Here is a 21,491-nt window from a genome sequence, read left to right as displayed (position 1 = left end):
GGGGCAATTCATGAATTGCCCCTACCGCGGATGTTTTTTGTTAGCGATCGCTTGATTTTTAAGACAGATCGCTATTACTGAATACGGTGTCTTTCAGAAGTGCTTATTTGACACCAGCAGGGATCTTTTGAGTTTTAGTAGTACCCGCTTTGCCATTCTCTGCCTTAATTTCTGCTACTTGCAGATGAGCTTCTAAGAACCAGAGTCGTTTGTCAATAGTGCGAGAAATTTCGGTGTAAAGATCAGCGGTATCAGCATCGCCTAATTCATCAGTTTTAGCGATCGCTTGCCGAATATGTTTCGCATAGAGTGCAAAGCGGTCTGATAAAGCTGTTACATGGTCTTTACCATCCAAAATATCTAAGGGATATTCTGGCAAAATTGAATTAGCAGCTGCGGCGCGGGCTGTTCCGAAAGCGTATCCGCCTAAAGCTGTGACGCGTTCAGCTACCATATCGACGTACTCTTCCAATTCACCAGCAAGTTCATCAAATAATTCGTGTAGCTGGTAGAAGTCAGTTCCTTTAACATTCCAGTGCGCTTGCTTTGCTTGGGTTTTCAGATCCAAAGTAGCTGCCAAGGTTTGATTAAGAAGTACCACGATTTGCACTCGCGCTTCGGCGGGAATGTCAATACGAGTAGGATACAAACGTGATGAAATGGTGTTGTCGCTCATAGTTGTAGTTAATGCCTTTTAAATCTAACTTTACAGATTTTGGTTGGCTGCGCGAAACTCTCTGACGACAGATTATATTAATGTCTGAATGTGTTACTGTCTATGAATATTAGGTTTAGATGCGATGGTTTTCTATGGTATTGAATGTACCACCGAAAAGGCGATCGCGAATCATATCACTCTGCAAAAAGTCATGGGGGAAACCCAATTCAATTTTACTTACTTCATCTAAGCGTTGCAGATGTTCTGGCGAGAGGCTGACATCAAGGGAAGCTAAGTTATCTTGAAACTGCGTTAATTTACGTGCCCCAATGATCGGAATAATCACACCAGTTTGAGCGCGTAACCAAGCTAATGCTACCTGTGAGGGCGTGTGTCCAATTTCTGCCGCCACTTGGCTAACAACCTGCGCGATCGCTAAATTCTTCTCAGAAATTCCTCCCCCAAAAGTTTCGAGTCGTCCTTGTTCATCGCCTGCTTGCGGAGGCTGATTATACTTACCTGTTAGCACACCACCACCTAAAGGCGACCAAGGCGTTACAGCTAAATCAAAGGCTTTAGCCATCGGTAGCAAGTCTCGTTCGGCTGTTCGCTGAATTAAACTATACTCAATTTGCAAGGCAACAAACTGCGTCCATCCTTGGTAATGGGCAATGGTATTTGCTTGGGAAACGATCCAAGCAGGGGCGTCAGAAATACCAATGTAAAATACTTTACCTTGACGGACGACATCATCAAGCGATCGCAAGACTTCTTCAATCGGTGTTGTGAAATCCCAAGCGTGCAACCAGAATAAATCAATGTAATCGGTATTCAGCCGTTTCAGGCTACCTTCCAAAGATTGAATTAAGTTCTTGCGATGGTTTCCACTGGCGTTAGGATCGCCCTTCTTCTCATTCATCTGCAAAGGAAAGGAATATTTTGTCGCAACTACAAAGCGTTCCCGTTCTTTAGCGATTAATTCACCAACAATTTTTTCACTGCTACCATCCGTATAACCGTTGGCAGTGTCAATGAAATTTCCCCCAGCTTCTACATAAGTGTCAAAAATTTTACGACTTTCGTCAACAGATGCACCCCAACCCCAATCTTCACCAAAAGTCATGGTTCCCAAGGAGAGTTCAGAGACTCTTAACCCACTTTTGCCCAAGAGTTTGTATTTCATGAATATTTTCTCATTAACGAAAAAAAACGGTGCAAATACTATCCCAAAGGCATGATAACTGGAAACGGAGCGATGTTTGAGGACAAGCTCTTATTTGTATTTTTGTGCTATTTAAACGCAACCTCTTTTGTGAATGCGATCGCCTTCAAAAATTAATTTTCGTCAGAACTATTACCAAATTTACAACTTAAACTTGACGACATTATGCACATTTGAACTGGGGACTGAGGACTGGGGACTGGGGGCTAGGTGGTGAGACAAGAGCGATCGCTACAGTTTTCTAAGCTAGAATACCAAAGTTGTGTTTATACACATCCGACAAGTCAATTGCCAAAGAGCAGTTATTTCCATGAACTACTACGTAATCTACGACGGGAATTGTAATCTCTGCGTTACCCTAGTACAAATTCTAGAAACCTTAGACAAGGGAAAGTTATTTCGCTACGCTTCTATGCAAGATGAGCAGACACTTTTACAGTGGGGAATTACAGATCAAGATTGCGAACAGGGGATGATTTTAATTGATGGCAATGAACCTCAGAAGCGTTGGCAAGGTAGTAACGCAGCAGAAGAAATTGGGCGGTTATTGCCAGCAGGAAGTATATTTGTAGACGCTTATCGAGCCTTACCGGGGATGAAATGGGCAGGCGATCGCTTTTACGAACAAATCCGCGATAATCGTTATACACTCTTTGGCAAGCGTTCTAATACCTATCAATCATCGTACTGTGCTGATGGTAGCTGCAAACCCTAGAGGCGCATATTTTTTCGGTAAAAACCCTTTCTCCCGTTTCCAGGCTTTGGTTGGAAATGCACCTCATTGGGCTGCTAGCGCCAGTTTGGGAGGCGGACATTCCCAGTCAGAGACTAGCAGTCTGTCAATAAATAAATAATTGATGGATAAATTCCCTGTAGAGACGGCGATTTATCGCGTCTCTCTATATCACGTCTCTCTGACCGTCAAAATGAATTTGACAGACTACTAGTAGTTTGCCCCATTAGTTATACCATTTCACGAAAATCTTGATACATATAGATTTTTCGTAGGGGTTTAGTACTGCTCATTAGTGTCAACTTAAGCTAGAAATGGCTTCTCGCTTGGCTTGAGTACCCGTCGGAAACTGAAGTTCCCGCCTAATAGGTAAAGTCTACTGAAGTAGACTCAAGATTTTTGGGGATATTTAGTCATCTTTAGATGACTTCCGCTATGAGCCAGGAATTTCAATTCCTGGTGGACGTGCAGTTTCACGTTAAGTTGACACCAATGGCAAGATGCCCACCCCACAAGATAAGATAATTTATTTCTTGGAAGGTTTCAGTTTGCGTTTAAGGGTTGATGCTGCGCCTAGAGTAGCGAGAGCGAGGAAACTTAGAGTTGAAGAGGTTTCTGGAACAGATGTGGCTGTCAAAGAGACTTGATAATTTATTATCGCCTGTGTAGCCAATCCTGGATCTTGCCAACTTGTTAAACTTCCGGTACCGATAAAATCTGGTACAGATGGATCAAGAATTGGATCTCCTGATGTGTTGAGAGCAACGCTTCCATTGATTCCTAGATAAAAAATTTCATCTTTTACTCCGCTAAAGCTTAACTTACTAAAACCTGTTCCTAAGCCTTTCCCATTTTTGTCAAAAAGGAAAAAATTTAAACTGGGTGTTAGAGTTGCAGTACCTGAAACATCAGGGAAACTGAAAATTGGTTGTAATCCAGAGCTTTCTAAAGTTGCAGTACTTGGAAAAATAGGCGAAGTTGAAATTAATTGTTGTACTACAAAGCTTTCTACCGTGACATTCGCATCCAAGTCTAGTTGAAGTTGATATAAATCAATATCTCCGCCATTGTTGAGAATCCCTTCAATTTTGTGGAAAGTAGGAATGTTTACTGGGCCATCTCCCGGAATCAGATTTCCATCACCGCTTTCTTCTATATAAGTAGCAGCCTGTACTGTACTTTCTATTCCTGGCGTTAGAATTGTCCATATAATTGTAAGCGTTGAAATTGTGCTAGCCAGTCCTACAGAAGCTAGACGCTGAAAGAAGTCAGATTTAGTCATTAGATTGTTTCCCAAGCATGTAAACAAATTGTCATTACTTAATTTCCCCCATCCCTCACCATTAGGGGCTTCCAAATAAAAAACATCCCAAATGTTTTTGTGGAATGGGTATCCTCATCATTGATGTCAAAGCCAGTCTAGAATAAGCTTTTAGATATTCTCTCGTTCCCAGTCTGAAACTGGGAATGCCCATCCTTGGGGCTGCTGCCTCTCTTGCTGGCGGCAGAGCCGCCAAAAATAGTATTTCCAGCCAGAGGCTAGAAACGAAATTTTACAAGATGAATAATTTATTTCTTGGAAATCCCTTCAGAAACTGCCTAACTCAATACTTAGTAGACATTGCCGCTACAATTTTACAGAACAGTATCCCCAAATGATATTAGCAGTATCAGTATATTTACGATAGTAGTTAAGCTTAAGAAAATCTAAACTCTTTAATCCAATACCTGCTGTGTTCTTGCTAGTGACTCCAAACGGCTCGTAAATCAAAGGATTGAGGAACGTCTGTGTCAGCTTCTAGATATTCTTGTTCGTATTTATTAGCTAAATTTGTCATTAGATAGACTTTTTCTGTCTAAAAATCCGCCTCCAGGTGCTAGCAAAAAGTCTGTAAGACCAACCATTATGCTATCTGGCGTGTTTGTAAATATTGTGCAATCAATGACAATTGCGATCGCCACCGGAAAGGGCGGGTATGCCATCGCGCCACAATTCGGCACAACACACTGGACTGACGGGAGGATACTGCGTGAGAATTGGTGCTAACTACTTAGGTAACGGAGAATGTGAATTTACAGTTTGGTCTCCGCTATTAGATAGCGTCACGGTAAAAACCTTGACGCCACAGCAACAGGTTATTCCCCTCAAGCCTCAGTCTGAGGGATACTGGCACGCGAAAGTCAACGATGTGTATCCGGGTACGCTTTATCGGTATGTCTTGAATGGCCAAGACGCTTTTGCCGATCCGGCGTCGCAGTATCAACCAGAAGGAGTGCATGGGCCTTCTCAAATTGTCGATCATCAGTTTGAGTGGACTGATGAAGCATGGGCGGGTATTCCTTTGGAGTCGATGATTTTCTATGAACTCCACGTTGGGACATTTACACCTGAAGGAACTTTCACCGCCATTATTTCCCGTTTACCAGAATTGAGAGAACTGGGAATTAACGCTATTGAAATTATGCCCATCTCCCAGTTTCCGGGAGATACTCATATTGAGGCAACTCTTGCATATCGCAACTGGGGCTATGATGGCGTTTACCCTTTTGCTGTCCAAAATTCTTACGGTAGCCCAGCCGAACTGAAGCAACTGGTAAATGCTTGCCACCAACACAATATCGCTGTTGTGCTGGATGTGGTGTATAACCACTTTGGGCCAGAAGGCAACTACATGAGTCAGTTCGCACCCTATTTTACTAAAACCTATAAAACTCCGTGGGGCGAAGCGCTGAATTTCGATGATGCCCATAGTCAGGGTTTGCGAAATTATTTTATCGAAAATGCGCTTTACTGGTTGCGAGAATTCCACATTGATGCATTGCGCCTCGATGCGATTCAAGCGATTTACGACTTGGGAGCCAAGCATTTTTTATGGGAACTGTCCGAAGCAGTTCATAATTTCTCACAAGAAGGACAAACATGGAAACGCCATTTAATTGCTGAAAGTGATTTGAATAATCCGCAAATCATTCGTCCGGCAGAATTGGGTGGATATGGCATCGATGCTCAATGGAGTGATGATTTTCACCATGCATTGCACGCACTCTTGACAGGCGATCGCCAAGGATATTATCAAGATTTTGGGCAGTTTGCTGATTTGGTAAAAGCTTACAACGATACTTTTGTCTACGATTGGAAATACTCGCCCGATCGCAAACGATTTCATGGTATATCTTGCCGCGATCGCTCTTTATCACAGTTTACAGTCTGCATTCAGAATCACGATCAAATCGGCAATCAAATGAAAGGAGAACGCCTCACCCAGCGAATCTCTTTTGAAGGATTAAAGTTGGCCGCTGGTGCTGTGTTGCTGTCGCCCTACTTACCTCTGTTGTTCATGGGAGAAGAATACGGTGAAACTGCACCCTTCATTTACTTTGTCAGTCACTCCGATCCAGATTTAATTCAAGCAGTTCGAGCCGGACGCAAACAAGAATTTGAAGCATTTCACTATGCAGATGATCCCCCAGATCCCGAATCAGCAGAAACTTTCCTGCGTTCTAAACTTAATTGGCAATTACGCCATGAAGGTAATCACAAGATTCTATGGGATTGGTATCGCCAGTTAATTAATTTACGCAAGACGCATCCAGCACTTTTAAATCAAGACCGCAATTTCATCGAAGCAACTAGCGATGAAGAAAAGCAGGTAGTCACCGTGCGTCGTTGGTGCGAATCGAGTGAACTAATATTTGTGATGAATTTCAATTCGTCGCCAGTGAAAGTGAGTTTGCCATTTGAGCAAAATGCTAACAAATTGTTGGACTCAGCAGATACCTCATGGTCTGGGCCTGGTTCTGAAGCCGCTGAACATCTGTCTGCGGGACAAGAAGTGACAGTAAAAGCTACTAGTATAGTCCTGTATGAAAATGGATGAGGGAGTTAATAATTCAAAATTCAAAATTCAAAACAAAAAGAAAGGAGATATAGCGCAATACAGTTCAGATCAGACCAAAACACTTGTAGAGACGGCGATTTATCACGTCTCCAAAACCCACAATTTTGTACAATTAGCCCTTAACTAAACCGTATTAAGATATAGGGTTTCTGATTTGAGTGCAATACAGACCTAACCCCCAGCCCCTTCCCTGCGAGGGAAGGGGAGTAAAATTTGATAAAACTTAAAGTTTCGAGCTAAAAGGCTCAATGTTCAGGCTAAAAGGCTTAACGTTCAGGCTAAAAGCTTCAACATTCAGACTAAAAGGCTTAACATTCAGGCAAAAAGCCTCAACGTTCATGCAAAAAGGCTTAACATTCAGGCAAAAAGACTTAACGTTCAGGCTAAAAGGCTCAAATTCCCCACTCGCCACTAAAAAAATATGCGAATTCCTACCGCAACTTATCGAATTCAGTTTACACCCCAATTTGGCTTTGACAACGCTAAAGCGATCGCAGCTTATCTAGCAGATTTAGGTATTTCCGATTTATACGCCTCCCCCATTTTCAAGGCACGCTCTGGGAGTACGCACGGTTACGATATAGTAGATGCCACTGTACTTAACCCCGAACTGGGAACTAATGAATCCTTTGATGCATTAGTTGATGAAGTTCAATCCCTTGGTATGGGCTGGTTACAAGATATTGTGCCCAATCACATGGCCTATACCAGCGAAAATCTTTACTTGATGGACGTATTGGAACACGGGCCAGATTCCAGTTATACCGACTACTTCGACCTTTCTTGGAATGCACCATTTGGCGATCGCCAAGAGCGAATTCTCGCGCCGCTACTGGGAGATTTCTATGGAGCATCCCTAGAAAACGGACACATTCAACTGCAATATGAAGAAAACGGTTTAACTGTCAACTATTACAGCTTAAAACTGCCACTGCGGTTAGAGTCGTACACAAAATTTATTACTCATAATTTAGGTAAACTCACCCGTACACTAGGACGCAATCACCCCGATTTTATTAAACTATTGGGGATTCTTTACATTCTCAAAAATGTGCCTTCAGAGGTTGCGGGTAAACAGCGACAAGACCAAATCGCATTTATTAAAGGATTGGTTTGGGAACTCTACACTACAAACGATGCAATCCGTGAGTTCATTGACGAAAATATCCAAACTTTCAACGGAGAACCAGGTAATTCAGAAAGCTTTAACTTCCTAGATGAATTACTGAATGACCAATTTTACCGTCTCGCCTTCTGGAAAGTTGGGGCGGAGGAAATGAACTACCGCCGTTTCTTTACTGTCAACGAACTAATTTCCGTGAAAGTTGAAGAACTGCGAGTTTTTAATAATACCCACAGCCTAATTCAAAAACTGGTTGAGGAAGGCAAATTTACAGGCTTACGCATTGACCATATTGATGGACTTTATAACCCAATCCAGTATCTAGAAAGGTTGAGAGAAAAGACGGGAGATATTTATATCACCGTTGAAAAGATTTTAGAATTTAGCGAAGACTTACCAGAGAATTGGGAAATTGAAGGTACATCTGGATATGATTTTTTGAACTATGTAAATGGCGTATTTTGTCAATATGAAAATCAATCACAATTCGATAAAATCTACAATAACTTTATTGGCTCAAGAGTAGATTATGCATCGGTAGTGAAGGATAAGAAGCACCTGATCCTGGAAAAGAATTTAGCAGGTGATATTGACAATCTGGCTCTTTTACTCAAGAATATTTCCAGTAAATATCGCTATGGCAATGATTTTACACTGAATGGATTAAAAAGAGCGATCGCAGAAGTTTTGACACTCTTCCCGATTTATCGTACTTATATTACCCCCGATGGCATTGGAGATAGCGATCGCGCCACCATTCAAGAAGTAATTAGCCAAGCCAAAGAACAAGCGCCCCTATTGCAGCACGAATTGACCTTTATTGAAAAGTTAATGCTGCTAGAGTTTGATAATTCTCTGACTCAAACAGAACGCGAACAGTGGATATATTTTGTCTTGCGAATGCAGCAATACAGCGGCCCGCTCATGGCCAAAGGCGTTGAAGACACCACATTATATGTTTACAATCGGCTGCTGTCGCTAAATGAAGTTGGGGGTAATCCCAGTCATTTTGGGATTTCAGTAACCAAATTTCATGCCTTTAACCAACAGCACCAAGCAACCTGGCCCCACACAATGAACACCACAGCTACCCACGACACCAAACGCGGCGAAGATGTGCGGGCTAGGTTGAATGTCCTCTCAGAAATTCCCGATGAGTGGGAACAGCAGGTAAATACTTGGAGCGCCATTAATCGAGGAAATCGTAGCCATCGCCACGGGTTTGCTATGCCCGATCGCAACGATGAGTATTTTCTCTATCAAACCCTGGTGGGGGCGTTTCCCTTTGCCGAATATGAACAGGCATCCTTTGTAGAACGGGTAAAGGACTATATAATTAAAGCAATTCGAGAAGCAAAAGTGCATACAGCATGGTTGCGACCTGATAGCGAGTACGAAGAAGCTTGTACTTCCTTTATTGAGAAAGTACTCGACTCTTCCATCTCCGGGGAATTTCTAGAAGTTTTTCGTCCCTTTCAACAGCGAATTGCAGACTATGGGATATTCAATTCCCTTTCTCAAACTCTACTAAAGATTACCGCACCCGGTATACCCGACTTTTACCAAGGAACCGAACTTTGGGAACTAAGCCTAGTAGATCCAGACAATCGCCGTCCAGTAGATTTTGAACAGCGACGTACTTACTTAAGCGCCATCCGCGAACAAGCAAAAACAGATATTCTCGCACTAACTCAGGAGTTACTGAACCAGAAAACAGACGGTAGAATCAAACTGTTTTTAACGGCTCAATTACTCCAAGCCAGAACAAACTATGTTTCATTATTCCAGGACGGCGACTATCTACCCTTAGAAGTTCAGGGAACCTCCGCCAATCACATTATCGCCTTTGCGCGACGGGAAGGAAATCAAACAGCGATCGCGATCGCACCTCGCTTTTTAACCAGCCTCATCCAGCCTGGAGACAACCCCCTGGGCGAGTCAGTTTGGCAAGATACGCACCTACAATTACCCCCTGGAACTTCCCACACCTGGAAAAACGTTATAACTCAGCAACCCTTACACACCACAGAAACCCTATCCATCGCAACAGCCCTCACCCATTTCCCAGTTGCCCTCTTAATTAGCACTGCCGAGTAAAAACAAAAATCAATCCCACGCAGAGAGAACCCAATGAAAAGTGCTGAGTGCTGAGTTCCGAGTGCTGAGTGAAAAGACCACCCACACTCTTGCGGGGCTTTTACCGTAGTGCGGAAGTACCGAATACTTATTAAATATTACTCAGCACTCAGCACTGAGTTAGTAAAACCTCTGCGTACCTCTGCGGTTCCCTCCGCGTCCCTTTGCGTTAAAAAATAATTCTGAATTATGACCACTCCCCCAGCACTTACCACCGCGCAAATAGACGCCGTGCGCGTCCATATCAAAAAAACATGGAAAACCTTAACGCGATCGCACGAACACTTATTACAATCTGCCAAGGATACCAAACTAGACCACAAAAGCGACACTCCCTGGATAGTCTACATTTCACCATCAGAAGATTGTCCCAACATTCAAACTGTGTTAGAGCGATCGCTATCTTCCAAGGATATGCAACAGCTTGAAATTCGCACTTTACCACCAGAAGTCGAAGCGATTAAAGAACACGGATTACTATACCTACCAGGGCCTTATGTTGTACCAGGTGGGCGCTTTAACGAAATGTATGGCTGGGATAGCTACTTTATATTACTGGGACTTTTACGCGATCAAGAATTGGAGCTAGCCCAAAGCCAAGTAGAGCAAATGCTTTACCAGGTGCAGCATTACGGCACTATCCTCAATTCCAATCGGACTTATATGCTGTCGCGATCGCAACCCCCCGTCCTCAGCATGATGGTTTTGGCTCTATTTCAGCACACCCAAGATGAAGAGTGGTTAAAATCAACCGTACCGATCCTAGAACAGTTTTATTATTACTGGGTAGTACCGCCCCATCTAAATGCTCCAATAGGCTTATCCCGATTCTATGCCTTTGGGGAAGGCGCCGCGCCAGAAGTTTTGTTCTCTGAGCGGGATGAAGAGGGAAAAAGCCACTACGATCGCGTCAAGGAGTACTATAAAACTTTTGAGATTGAGGATTATGACGTTAGTCTTTACTACAACCGGGAAAATGACGAACTGACCAATCTATTTTATCGGGGCGATCGCACCATGCGAGAGTCCGGTTTTGATATCACCAACCGATTTGGCCCCTTCAGTGCTGATATCCTCCACTATGCTCCTGTGTGCCTCAACAGTTTGCTGTATCAGGTGGAACAAGACTTGGGGCAAATTAACAACATTTTAGGGAACACAGAACTGGAAAAACAATGGCGCGATCGTGCAAATATCCGCCGCGATCGGATCGATAAATGTCTCTGGGATGAAGAACGGGGACTTTATCTCGACTATCACTTCCAGAGTGCAAAACGCCGCCGTTACGAATTTGCTACCACCTTCTATCCCCTGTGGTTGGGAATTGCTTCTCAAGCCCAAGCCCAGCGCGTCGTAGAAAATCTCTCTTTGTTTGAAGCCCCAGGCGGAATTTTGACCAGTACTCATGTCACCGGAAACCAATGGGATGCCCCCTTTGGTTGGGCACCGTTGACATTAATTGCCGTTCAAGGACTTCACCGCTATGGGTATCATACAGAAGGCGATCGCATTACCAACAAATTCTTAGCTATGGTAATTAAAGAATTCGAGCGTCACAACACCCTAGTTGAGAAATATGATGTTGAACGCTGTTCTGCCAACGTTTCCGACGAAATCTCCTTTGGATATAGTTCTAATGAAGTTGGTTTCGGCTGGACAAATGGAGTCATTCTAGAACTTTTAGCAGCCGATGGGAAAAAAGTTTAAAGTCAGAATTCAGAATTCAGAATTCAGGAGTCAGAATATAGATCAATACAGTTCAGAATGAGCAACAAAACCCTCATGTAGAGACGCGATAAATCGCGTCTTCAAAGACCAATTACCTACAAACAGCCGAACTGGCAAAAGTCCGGCTGAGTTTAATCAATCGTCTATACGCAGTAGCTTGCGATAAAACGGTTGTGAAAAATCGGTCAATCTATGACGTTTATAGTTGTCCATAAGTTCAATTAAAAAATTAATAAACTCGAAACTGGCCATCATCAGTTCATAACTCAAGTCAGCGTTGCCATCAAACTGGATTCGGCAACGGGTTAAGTCTGAGGGTAGGGTAGCAACATTCCAGGAGGCGACAAAAGGGACGTGTTCACTGGCTTCTATCTTCCTGTGTCCCTCCAAAACCCCTTTTTGATAAAGACTGATGGCATAAGGTAAAAAATTGCGCTTAGTACCCTGAACGTAAGGTAAATAAACACTGGCTTGTTGTTGAGTGGCAGGCTGGAGTTGCTCAATAGACATTGTTAAATATTCCTCAAGTTAGTTTGCAACTGGGGATATTAGTGGATGTTAGTAGTATTCCCAAAAGATGTATCTAAAGCACACAGTGGTGAGTGGGGAATAGGGCATGGGGAATGGGGAATGGGGAATGGGGAATGGGGAATGGGGAATGGGGAATGGGGAATGGAGTTCAAAAACTCATCCCTTATGCCCAATGCCCCATGCCCCATGCCCAATGCCCAATGCCCAATAAATGAAGTTACTGCTAAGAAATATTAAAATTTCAGTTAGAATAGGGCTGCATTAACTTTTATCGAAGCGGAGCGCAATAACATAAAAAATCCCCACTGTAAAGTTGTGGATGTTATTATTGCTGTTTCTCCCAGCAACGAGCTGCTGCTACCTTACTATTACTTTGCCCAAATCGGAGTTCTCATTAGAGAAAGTCCGACTCTACAAGCTTCCTGCCCAAGTGGCTATCAAAGGAATCAAGCCTCTGTCTAAGAGTAGCAAACGTGGTTAATTTGAGGTAATTACCCAGAGTGGCAGTGACAACAAAGGTAGTCTTAGCGGCTTTTGGCTTAGGGATAGCGGGTATTGCAGTTTACCCATTCCGATTAATATCGGGAAAAGTAGCTTAGGGATATTTGTCCGTAAAATTACTAACTGTAGACAAATAGTGGTTTTTGAATCAAGCAACCTAACCTATGCCAGCGAATTCCTGGCCCGAAGAAGATTCTTATCAAGAGCTTGAGCCGCTCAACTCCTTGTTGTCTGACCAATCAGTAGATGAGGAGTCAGTGTTAGAGACAGATTCTATGTCTTTAACATCCCGGTTTCAAGGTCGTAGACGCAAAGCAGCTCTAGTCTTGACTATCGTCTGGAGTGGCACGATCGCTCTACATTTAGTTTCTTGGGCTTCCATATTTATTCTAGGACTGACCACCATTCTAGGATTTCATGCCTTGGTGGTAGTGTTTACTAAATCCCGTCGCTATCCAAAAGAAATACAGGGAGATTTACCTTCTGTTTCTGTGCTAGTGGCTGCCAAAAATGAGGAAGCGGTAATTGCTAAATTAGTCAAAAATCTTTGTAATCTGGAATATCCGGGTGGGCAATACGAAGTATGGATTATTGACGATCACAGCAGTGATAGCACGCCGGATTTATTAGCAGAACTCGAACAGAAACACGATCAACTGAAAATACTAAGGCGTTCAGCAGAAGCTACTGGTGGCAAATCGGGGGCGTTGAATCAGGTATTGCCCCTGACAAAGGGCGACATTATAGCAGTATTTGATGCTGATGCCCAAGTAACACCAGACTTGCTGCAACAGGTAGTACCTTTATTTCAAAGAGAAAAGGTGGGGGCGGTGCAGGTGCGAAAAGCGATCGCCAACGCTAAAGCAAACTTTTGGACTAAGGGTCAAATGGCCGAAATGGCCCTTGATACCTGGTTTCAGCAACAGCGGACTGCCCTTGGTGGCATTGGCGAACTGCGGGGCAATGGTCAATTTGTCCGGCGTTCAGCCTTGGAAAGCTGCGGTGGCTGGAATGAGGAAACCATTACCGATGATTTGGATTTGACAATCCGTTTACATTTGGATAAATGGGATATTGAGTGTGTTTTCCATCCAGCGGTGCAAGAAGAAGGAGTGACAAGTGCGATCGCACTTTGGCATCAGCGTAACCGTTGGGCAGAAGGCGGTTATCAGCGCTATTTGGATTATTGGGATTTAATTCTCAAAAACCGCATGGGAACTCGCAAAAGCTGGGATTTGCTGATTTTTATGCTGATTATGTATATTTTGCCAACAGCAGCAGTCCCAGATTTATTAATGGCGATCGCGCGTCATCGTCCACCAATGTTAAGTCCGATCACAGGCTTGTCTATTTCTATGTCGATGGTAGGGATGTTTACAGGTCTGAAACGGATACGTCAAGATCAAAAGTTCCCACTTTCTACATATCTTACGATGCTGGTGCAAACCCTGCGTGGCAGTTTATATATGTTGCACTGGTTAGTCGTCATGAGCAGTACTACTGCCCGGATGTCGGTAAGACCAAAGCGCCTGAAATGGGTGAAAACCTTGCATACGGGGAATGGGGAATAGCCCATTTGGGGAATTAAAAATTAAAAATTAAAAATGCAAAATTACCAAAAATAATTTTGTATTTTTTTTATTCATCATCAACTTCTGCTTCCTCTACCCATTCAGGTGTAGTTACCGAATCGGAGAATTCTGGGAAATCATCTGCAAAGCGGATAATTTGTCCGTTGAAAAATTCTGCTATACGTTGAGCTGCGATCGCTACTTCGTCAACTTCCCAATCAGTTGTAGGTGTTCGCGTTGGCGGTGGAGGCAAAGTTTGCGCCCCATTTCCATTTGCCCTATTTCCATTTACTCCATTTCCATTTACTCCATTTCCATTTGTCCCATTTCCATTTGTCCCATTTCCATTTTTTGCTAGCGGCTCGGTTCTTAGTGATGCTGGTGCTGGCGTTGCTGGCTGTGGTACTGGCGCTGGAGGCGAAATTTGCTGGTTGTAACTGGGAGTAGGTGGTTGCTGAACACGAGTAGAATCTTTTGGCGGAGGATTTTTTCTGGTTGAGGTAGAGTTTGAAGAAATTCCTTTTTCTATATTTATCTGGATTTCACGCTGGAAAGTCTGCTGGAAAGCTGCCGTAATCATCGGTAGATAAGATTTCCCCTTGTCATACCATGCCTGTTTAATAGCAATTCGAGCCACAACACCGTCGAACTCGATAAGTTGGCTCATTTGACGTAGCATTTCTTGCCTTGATTTTGGCTGGAGGTTAGCAAGCACTTGTTGCCAAACCTGAGTTAAGTCATATTCTGCTTCCCCAACAACTTCTGAAGTTACTGGTTCAATGTTCGCAGGTGGCACAGGAACAGCTACAGGTTCCGGGGTTGGTGGTGAAACTGAGTTAGCAGCAGAATTGTGATTTGTTTGCCGTTCAACTACGGGAGATGAAGTGACGGGCTGATTTTGGACAGCCGCAAGATGATGGTTTGTAGAATTATGATTTGTTTGCGGTTCAGGTAGAGGTACAGAAGAGACTGCCTGATTTTGGGCAACTGCTGGAGGATAGCTTGGAGATACAACAGGTGTATTAACTCGCGGCGCGACACTTGGGGCTTGTAGTTGAACATTTGTCGCACTGGGCAACAAGCCTAGTAATGTTACTTCTAACCACAAACGCGGCTGGGTACTGTTTTTAATTTGTACTTCAGCTTCTCGCAAGTGTTTTTGTCCCGCCAAAATCACGCCCATATCAAAGTATTGAGCAAACTCAACCAGCCCTTTCCAGGTTTGCTGAGTACAAGCAACCAAATCGTGGCGATTGGGTGCGGTTTTGGCAATAAGTAAATCGCGGTAGAAGGCGGCGAGATTTTGCAGAATAGTTAGCGGTTCTCGACCACGATCGAGAATGTAGTGAGTACAGTCTAGAACTGCTTCGGGTTTATCTTGAGCGATCGCATTTAACAGCTTTAGCAAGTCCTGTTCGCTCACCGTCCCCACCAAATCCCAAACTCTATCCGGTGTTACTTCACCCGCTAATAAACCCAATTGGTCGAGCAAACTTTCGGCATCTCGCAACCCTCCCTGAGCAAGTTGGCCTACCAGGGTGACAGCATCGGGTGAAATCTGAATGTTTTCTTTAAAAGCGATCGCACTTAAATGCTTCACCATCGCTTCTAACTGAATGCGTCTAAAATCAAACCTTTGACAGCGCGAAATAATCGTTGGTAACACCCGTTGCGGGTCTGTTGTTGCCAATACAAAAACCACGTGTCTCGGTGGTTCTTCTAGTGTCTTAAGTAGCGCGTTGAATGCCTGGGTACTTAGCATGTGGCATTCATCCACCACATAAACCTTGTAGCGACACTGCACAGGAGCAAACTGGGCTTTTTCAATCAACTCACGGATATTATCGACACCAGTGTTGCTAGCGGCATCGATTTCAATTACATCTAAGGCGTACCCTTTGGTGATCCCCTGACAAACATCACACACACCACAAGGTTCTGCGGTGGGCTTGTCACTTTTGAGACAATTGAGGGATTTAGCCAGAATTCGGGCACTAGAAGTTTTCCCCGTACCTCTAGGCCCAGTGAATAAATAGGCGGGGGCGATTTTGGATGTGCCGATCGCGTTCGTGAGGGTGGTGGCGATCGCCTCTTGGCCCACCAGTTCAGCAAAACTTTTGGGGCGATATTTGTGGTGCAGGGGTTCGTAAGACATGGAAAAATAGACTTCAATGCCTTTCAACGTGAATTAGTAGCACCGAGTCGAGTTTAGGATTCAACTATTTTAAACTCTCGTACCTGCTTTGTTTATCGATGTTGCCATAGCCCTTGCACTCAACTCATGCCGTAAATTTTGGCACTCAGGAAAGCAAGCAACTAGAGCTTATCCTCTACTATGACTTCAATATCAATGTATGGGAATTATAGCATATCATTTAGTACATTTGTTCTAGTAAAAGAGTGGGAAGTAGGGAAAAAAGAACTAATGACAAATGACAAAGAACTAACGCCATAGTCCAGTGCGATCGCTACAATTTTAGGATAAGCAATATTCGATGGTGCTAGCAGATGCTCAAGCGGCTATTTCAATGGCTCAAAAAGCTTTTTCAGAGCTTGTTTGGTGGAAAACAGACTACCTCAAAATCTAAGGGTAATGTGGCAAAAGAACCAGCACCACCCTTAAACGATACGGATCTGGAATTTCTCTTCAACGAACTGTTGCAAGGAGTCCATCAAGCACGAGGGGAAGCATGGGCACAGAAATGGCTGCACAATATTGAACATCGTATCCCAACTGAACGCTGGGTTGAATGGTTAGGGCGCTTTGGCGACAAATTGCTCGCATCACCTACACCCAATAATGAAATGGCTGCGCGGTTAGTGCAACTTGGTGAGTTGGGCATCGGAGAAATCGGAGATGTTGCCTATAGTATCGGGATGCAGTTGTTGACGCGCAATCAAGGCGAACCAATCTGGGAATATGAAGGGCCAGATGCTCTCAGTACGACTTTGCCTTCTGAGACAACTGCCCCAGTATCAGAGTTAACAGATACACCAGCAGATAACCCCCCGGAGGGAGAATACCAAACTGTCACCCTAGAAGAGTTGTTTGTGATGTTGCAGGAAGATGAAAACTTACGCCAGCAGATTGCTCAACAGCTTGCCGTTGAAACAGATGACCCACAAGTGCTTGTCCAGGCATTGATTAGTCAACTATATCCTGCTGGTGAATCGACTACAGAGCAAACAGAAAATTAACGACTTCTCAAAGTCAAAACTCAAGAGTTAAATCTGGGAATTGTAACGTTGTAATGCTATACTCTTGAGGTTTTGTATATTTTTTGCTAACCTTCTACGGAAGCGCTGTCAGAATCTAATGGATTTTTACGTAATTCATGATTTTTTTAACACAACGATGGCTACAATCTAGAAAAACAAAATCCAAGAGTGTGGCAGATGCTCAGGCGGATATCGCAGTCGCTTAAAAGGTTATTCAAGCGCCTCATTGCAAGTAAGCAGACTAGTTCTCTCAAGGGTGTGAGAGGACACAATCTGGTGGAGGTACTACCAGAACTAACCAATGCGGATCTGGAACAATTGTTTATCCAATTGTTAGAAGGCGTGCATCAAGCACGAGGACGACAGTGGGCATTGAGGTATCTGCAACGACTCGAAAATCGGATTCCGGCTGAACGCTGGATCGATTGGTTGGTGATGTTTGGCGAAAGCTTGCTAGCCTCACCCGCACCCAATCCTCTGTTAGCAACGCAGATGGTGGAATTGGGTGAACTTGATGTTGGCAGAATTGGAGATGTTGCATATAACATTGGCATCCGGCTAATGCAAAACTTACCTACAGAGATAGAGTATCAGGACAATCAGCCGCAAGATGAGGTAGAAGTCACTCCTGGGCAAGAACTGCTGCTCGATTTGGGCGAACAGTTATGGGAGCATGATGAGCCAGATGTCGTAGAAGTCACTCCTGGGCAAGAACTGCTGCGCGATTTGGGCGAGCAGTTGTGGGAGTATGATGAGCCAGATATCGTAGAAACTACAACCGATGAAGAAATTCTCCCAATTTCTCCTGGACAAGAGCTAATCCGTAGCTTAGGTGAGCAATTGTGGGAATATGAGGTGCAAGATGTTGAACCGATAACGTCAGCACTCCAAAATGCCTCTTTTGAAGAAATATTGACCGAAAACTTAGAGGAACTGGTATTGGAGTATGAAGGTGAAGATGCTCAAACGGCAATACCTGAAAATCTCCCTCTCCCCGCAGCGGAAGATTCAATCACTTCATTAGCCGAACTAAGATTTGGCAATGAAGAGAAAGTTAATCCAACTCAAACACCAGCAAATCTCCTTTTTACTAGACAAAGAACTGAATTAACAACGTCTTCCTCAGAGGAAACCTGGGATAACACTTTGACGAATTTAGAGCCAAATGTGGCTTATACCCTAGATGAGTTGTGGGTGAGATTGGATCAAAGTACCAATTTAGTCCAGCAACTTGCTTCTGATCTGGCAGTTCAAAGCAGTAATTCCCCAGGTATTATTGAGCGACATAGCGATAATCCGATTACCCACGCTCAAGGGTGGTTTTACCAAGGTCTTCAACAAGCGAAAACAGGCGATTTGTTAGGCGCGATCGCATCTTATGATCAAGCCATCGAACTTCAACCCGAATTCTCAGAATATTGGTTTAATCGAGGCTTGACGCTATTCCATTTAGAACGTTTTGATGAAGCGATCGCATCTTACGAAACAGCCACACAACTGAAACCCGACTTCTACAAAGCTTGGTACAACCGGGGTGGAACTCTCGGAGAATTAGGATACTTTGAAGAAGCGATCGCTTCATTTGATAAAGCTATAGAAATTAAACCAGACTATCAAGAAGCGTGGTCTAGCAAGGGTTTAGCGCTACTGAAGTTAGGTTGGCTACCAGAAGCTATTGCGAGTTATGACCAAGCGCTGCATTTGGAACCAGAAGACCAGGAAAACTGGTATCACCGAGGTATAGCCCTGGCTGTCGGCGAACAATTTGCCGAGGCGATTATATCTTACGACAGAGCGCTAGAAATTTACCCAGAGTACCACGAAGTCTGGATAGACCGGGGTGTAGTGCTGTTTAATTTAGGAAGATGGTCAGAAGCGATCGCTTCCTGGGATAAAGCACTTTCCATTCAAGCCGACTTCTACTTAGCTTGGTACAACCGAGGTATAGCATTAGACAACTTAGGGCGTAGACAAGAAGCGATCGCCTCCTATCGACAAGCGATCGCCATTAAACCCGACTTCCACTTGGCTTGGTATAATCAGGCACTAGCACTGTTTTACTTAGAACAATTTGCCGAAGCGATCGTTTGTTATGACAACGCTTTGCAAATTAAACAAGATTATTGGGAAGCTTGGATTGGTCGGGGAACTGCGATCGGTAATTTAGTGAACTCTGACGCCTTGCTGAATTTTTCGAGTAGTATCACAGCGACAAATCCCGCCTTACAACAGGGTGGCTACGAAGGAAAATTAGCTAGCTACGAGGAAGGGTTAAAGCATCTGCGAACAGATACCCATCCAGAAGGTTGGGGGAGATTGCATTTTGCGATCGCTAATACTTACTATGAGCAAGGCAAAAAACATAGCAATACCCGCGATTATTGGCGCAAAGCTGCATCTGAGTACCATCAAGCGCTGTTAACCCTGACATTAGAATATTTTCCCCAGTTGCACCTAGAGGTTTTGCAATCTCTAAGCAAAGTGCTGATGGGTTTGGGACAAACAACACAAGTTCAAGAATTGCTGCAACGCGGTACAGATTTATTGCGACAATTACTGAGTGAAGAAACTCGCTCAGACGAAAGTAAAAAACAGCTAGCTTTAAAATTTGTAGGCTTTGATCAATTGGCAGTTGATTTAGCCGTAGAGTCTGGTGATTTAGTTGAAGCCTGGGAAATTGCCGAACAAGGTAAAAATGCTTGTTTAAATTGGCTACTTTACGGCTGGGATGATAATATTTACTCGCCTTATTATGGGGCAATTCAACAACTATTCAATCCTACAACAGCAATTATTTACTGGCATATTAGTCCAGTTGCTCTACATACTTTTATTCTCAAAGACCAAGCGCCATCACCAATCCTGCTCTTTACACCCATGCAAGATACTGGGGTAATACCTTTAGGAGAAGACGCTATCCGTCTCAATGAATTGCCCCTACCTGAAGCAGTGCAACGCCTAATTCAATTTGAAACTTGGCTAGAAGATTGGCATCAACAATACCAAGAATATCGCAGCACGGCCCAAGACAAAGAAAGTAAAAGCCAGCATTCTTGGCGAGTTGATATGGAAGAGAAGCTGTTGCAACTGTATGAAATCCTGAATATTTCCACAATTGCACAGGAACTCGAAGGTATCACCCAACTGGTTTTAATTCCTCACCGTGACTTGTACAGATTGCCCATTCATACTCTTTTCCATCTCTCTTCTCCATCACTGGAAGAGTTACCGAATGTAGAATCAAATTTCACCGTCACCTATCTACCTAGTGCCCAAGTAGGTTTATCAATCAGAACTGAAGATATTTGGCAGTGGCAAAATAAGTTATTACTCAGTATTGAACATCCTGAGAGTACAGGTTATCCCACACTTAAATTTGCCAAACTTGAGTCCGAAATTGTTAGCCAGATGTTCAATAATATCCAACGAATTCAGGGTTCAGAAGCTACAAAAAATATTGTCGAGAATGCCTTGTTTGATAATTACAACATCTTTCATTTTACAGGTCGTGTCACTAATAATTTGGCTGAACCTAAAAAGTCCGAATTAGCATTAACAGGTGAAGACAGACTTACTCTAGATGAAATATGCCAACAAAATCTCGCAAGTTACAATCTTATTACTCTCTCTGCCTGTGAAAACTTAATTACTACCAATCACACTATCAGCACCGAATATGTGAGTTTAGTTACTGGTTTTGTGAGTCAGGGCGTTCCTCATGTAGTGAGTACTCTCTGGAGTGTAGAATCTTCGGCTAGTGCTTTGGTAATGATTGAGTTTTACCGACGATTACAGCCGAATAAATCAGCCGTTACTGCCTTAGCTGAAGCAACACGATGGCTGAAAGAATTAACTGCTGGTGAACTGACAAAATGGTATGAAGATGTTTTGAATAATTTGCATCCTGAAGAAGTAAGAATTAAAACTTATTTGGCGACACAACTATATAGAAATAGTAAAATGGCATCAGATAAAAATCTTTATAATCATCCTTATTACTGGGCAGCATTCACGATTACGGGTAAGCCGAATTAATTCTTTTAGGGAACTCCAAGAAATAAATTATTTAATTTTGTAGGGTGGGCATCTTGCCCGCCCTATTTACTGGGCGAGACGCCATTGGTGTCAAGTTAAGAAAATTAGAGTCTTGTCAAGTGGGTAAAACTCAAT

General features: G+C 43.4%; 13 protein-coding genes. 8 read left to right on the top strand and 5 right to left on the bottom strand.

The annotated features are described in order from the left end of the window. Window positions 1-103: 103 nt before the first annotated feature. Window positions 104-676 carry a DNA starvation/stationary phase protection protein Dps gene (gene dps / locus ABF638_RS29155; RefSeq protein ID WP_181930724.1) on the bottom strand — a complete coding sequence of 191 codons (573 nt, stop codon included), beginning with the start codon at window positions 674-676 and terminating at the stop codon, window positions 104-106. 115 nt (window positions 677-791) lie between these two features. Continuing rightward, window positions 792-1,841, bottom strand: coding sequence for an aldo/keto reductase (locus ABF638_RS29150; protein ID WP_435026359.1), 1,050 nt, complete (start codon window positions 1,839-1,841; stop codon window positions 792-794). 349 nt (window positions 1,842-2,190) lie between these two features. Here ABF638_RS29150 and ABF638_RS29145 point away from each other — a divergent pair, with 349 nt between their 5' ends. Next, the gene (locus tag ABF638_RS29145; protein ID WP_435026358.1) at window positions 2,191-2,595 is read left to right on the top strand and encodes a thiol-disulfide oxidoreductase DCC family protein; all 405 of its coding nucleotides are present in this window, start codon (window positions 2,191-2,193) and stop codon (window positions 2,593-2,595) included. A 544-nt stretch (window positions 2,596-3,139) separates the two neighbouring features. On the opposite strand, the gene ABF638_RS29140 is transcribed toward ABF638_RS29145, so the two are convergent. Further along, on the bottom strand, window positions 3,140-3,895 hold the full coding sequence (locus ABF638_RS29140; RefSeq protein WP_435026356.1) for a hypothetical protein: 756 nt from the start codon (window positions 3,893-3,895) through the stop codon (window positions 3,140-3,142). A 748-nt stretch (window positions 3,896-4,643) separates the two neighbouring features. Here ABF638_RS29140 and treZ point away from each other — a divergent pair. The 3 genes from treZ (at window position 4,644) to ABF638_RS29125 (ending at window position 11,478) form a co-directional block, all read left to right on the top strand. Then, window positions 4,644-6,491 carry a malto-oligosyltrehalose trehalohydrolase gene (gene treZ, locus ABF638_RS29135; RefSeq protein ID WP_435026360.1) on the top strand — a complete coding sequence of 616 codons (1,848 nt, stop codon included), beginning with the start codon at window positions 4,644-4,646 and terminating at the stop codon, window positions 6,489-6,491. A gap of 442 nt (window positions 6,492-6,933) precedes the next feature. Next, entirely contained in the window at window positions 6,934-9,732 is a 2,799-nt protein-coding gene (gene treY, locus ABF638_RS29130) for a malto-oligosyltrehalose synthase (RefSeq protein WP_435026355.1), read from the top strand. A 228-nt stretch (window positions 9,733-9,960) separates the two neighbouring features. Continuing rightward, window positions 9,961-11,478, top strand: a complete 1,518-nt coding sequence (locus ABF638_RS29125) for a trehalase family glycosidase (protein ID WP_435026354.1) — start codon at window positions 9,961-9,963, stop codon at window positions 11,476-11,478. A 156-nt stretch (window positions 11,479-11,634) separates the two neighbouring features. Here the strand turns inward: ABF638_RS29125 and ebsA are convergent, their stop codons facing one another. Then, window positions 11,635-12,009: a type IV pilus biogenesis protein EbsA gene (gene ebsA, locus ABF638_RS29120; protein WP_181930772.1), complete on the bottom strand. Its 375-nt coding sequence runs from the start codon at window positions 12,007-12,009 to the stop codon at window positions 11,635-11,637. A gap of 45 nt (window positions 12,010-12,054) precedes the next feature. Between ebsA and ABF638_RS29115 the strand changes: the two genes are divergently transcribed. Both ABF638_RS29115 and ABF638_RS29110 read left to right on the top strand, forming a co-directional pair. Next, window positions 12,055-12,267 (top strand): hypothetical protein, encoded by a 213-nt coding sequence (locus ABF638_RS29115; protein WP_435026353.1) that lies wholly within the window; start codon window positions 12,055-12,057, stop codon window positions 12,265-12,267. A 428-nt stretch (window positions 12,268-12,695) separates the two neighbouring features. Further along, window positions 12,696-14,102, top strand: coding sequence for a glycosyltransferase (locus ABF638_RS29110; protein ID WP_435026352.1), 1,407 nt, complete (start codon window positions 12,696-12,698; stop codon window positions 14,100-14,102). 67 nt (window positions 14,103-14,169) lie between these two features. Here ABF638_RS29110 and ABF638_RS29105 read toward each other — a convergent pair whose 3' ends face one another. Then, the gene (locus ABF638_RS29105) at window positions 14,170-16,257 is read right to left on the bottom strand and encodes a DNA polymerase III subunit gamma/tau (RefSeq protein ID WP_435026351.1); all 2,088 of its coding nucleotides are present in this window, start codon (window positions 16,255-16,257) and stop codon (window positions 14,170-14,172) included. Window positions 16,258-16,610: 353 nt separating this feature from the next. Between ABF638_RS29105 and ABF638_RS29100 the strand changes: the two genes are divergently transcribed. Both ABF638_RS29100 and ABF638_RS29095 read left to right on the top strand, forming a co-directional pair. Further along, complete coding sequence (locus ABF638_RS29100; protein WP_420762448.1) at window positions 16,611-17,300, top strand: hypothetical protein; 690 nt, start codon at window positions 16,611-16,613, stop codon at window positions 17,298-17,300. Window positions 17,301-17,498: 198 nt separating this feature from the next. Further along, window positions 17,499-21,356, top strand: coding sequence for a CHAT domain-containing protein (locus ABF638_RS29095; RefSeq protein ID WP_435026350.1), 3,858 nt, complete (start codon window positions 17,499-17,501; stop codon window positions 21,354-21,356). The last annotated feature ends 135 nt before the right edge of the window (window positions 21,357-21,491 follow it).

It is taken from the genome of Nostoc sp. CALU 1950, assembly GCF_051172895.1.
Taxonomy (GTDB): Bacteria; Cyanobacteriota; Cyanobacteriia; order Cyanobacteriales; family Nostocaceae; genus Nostoc; species Nostoc edaphicum_A.
The sequence above is the reverse complement of the archived record's forward strand: the minus strand, read 5'-3'. Positions and strand labels throughout refer to the sequence as shown.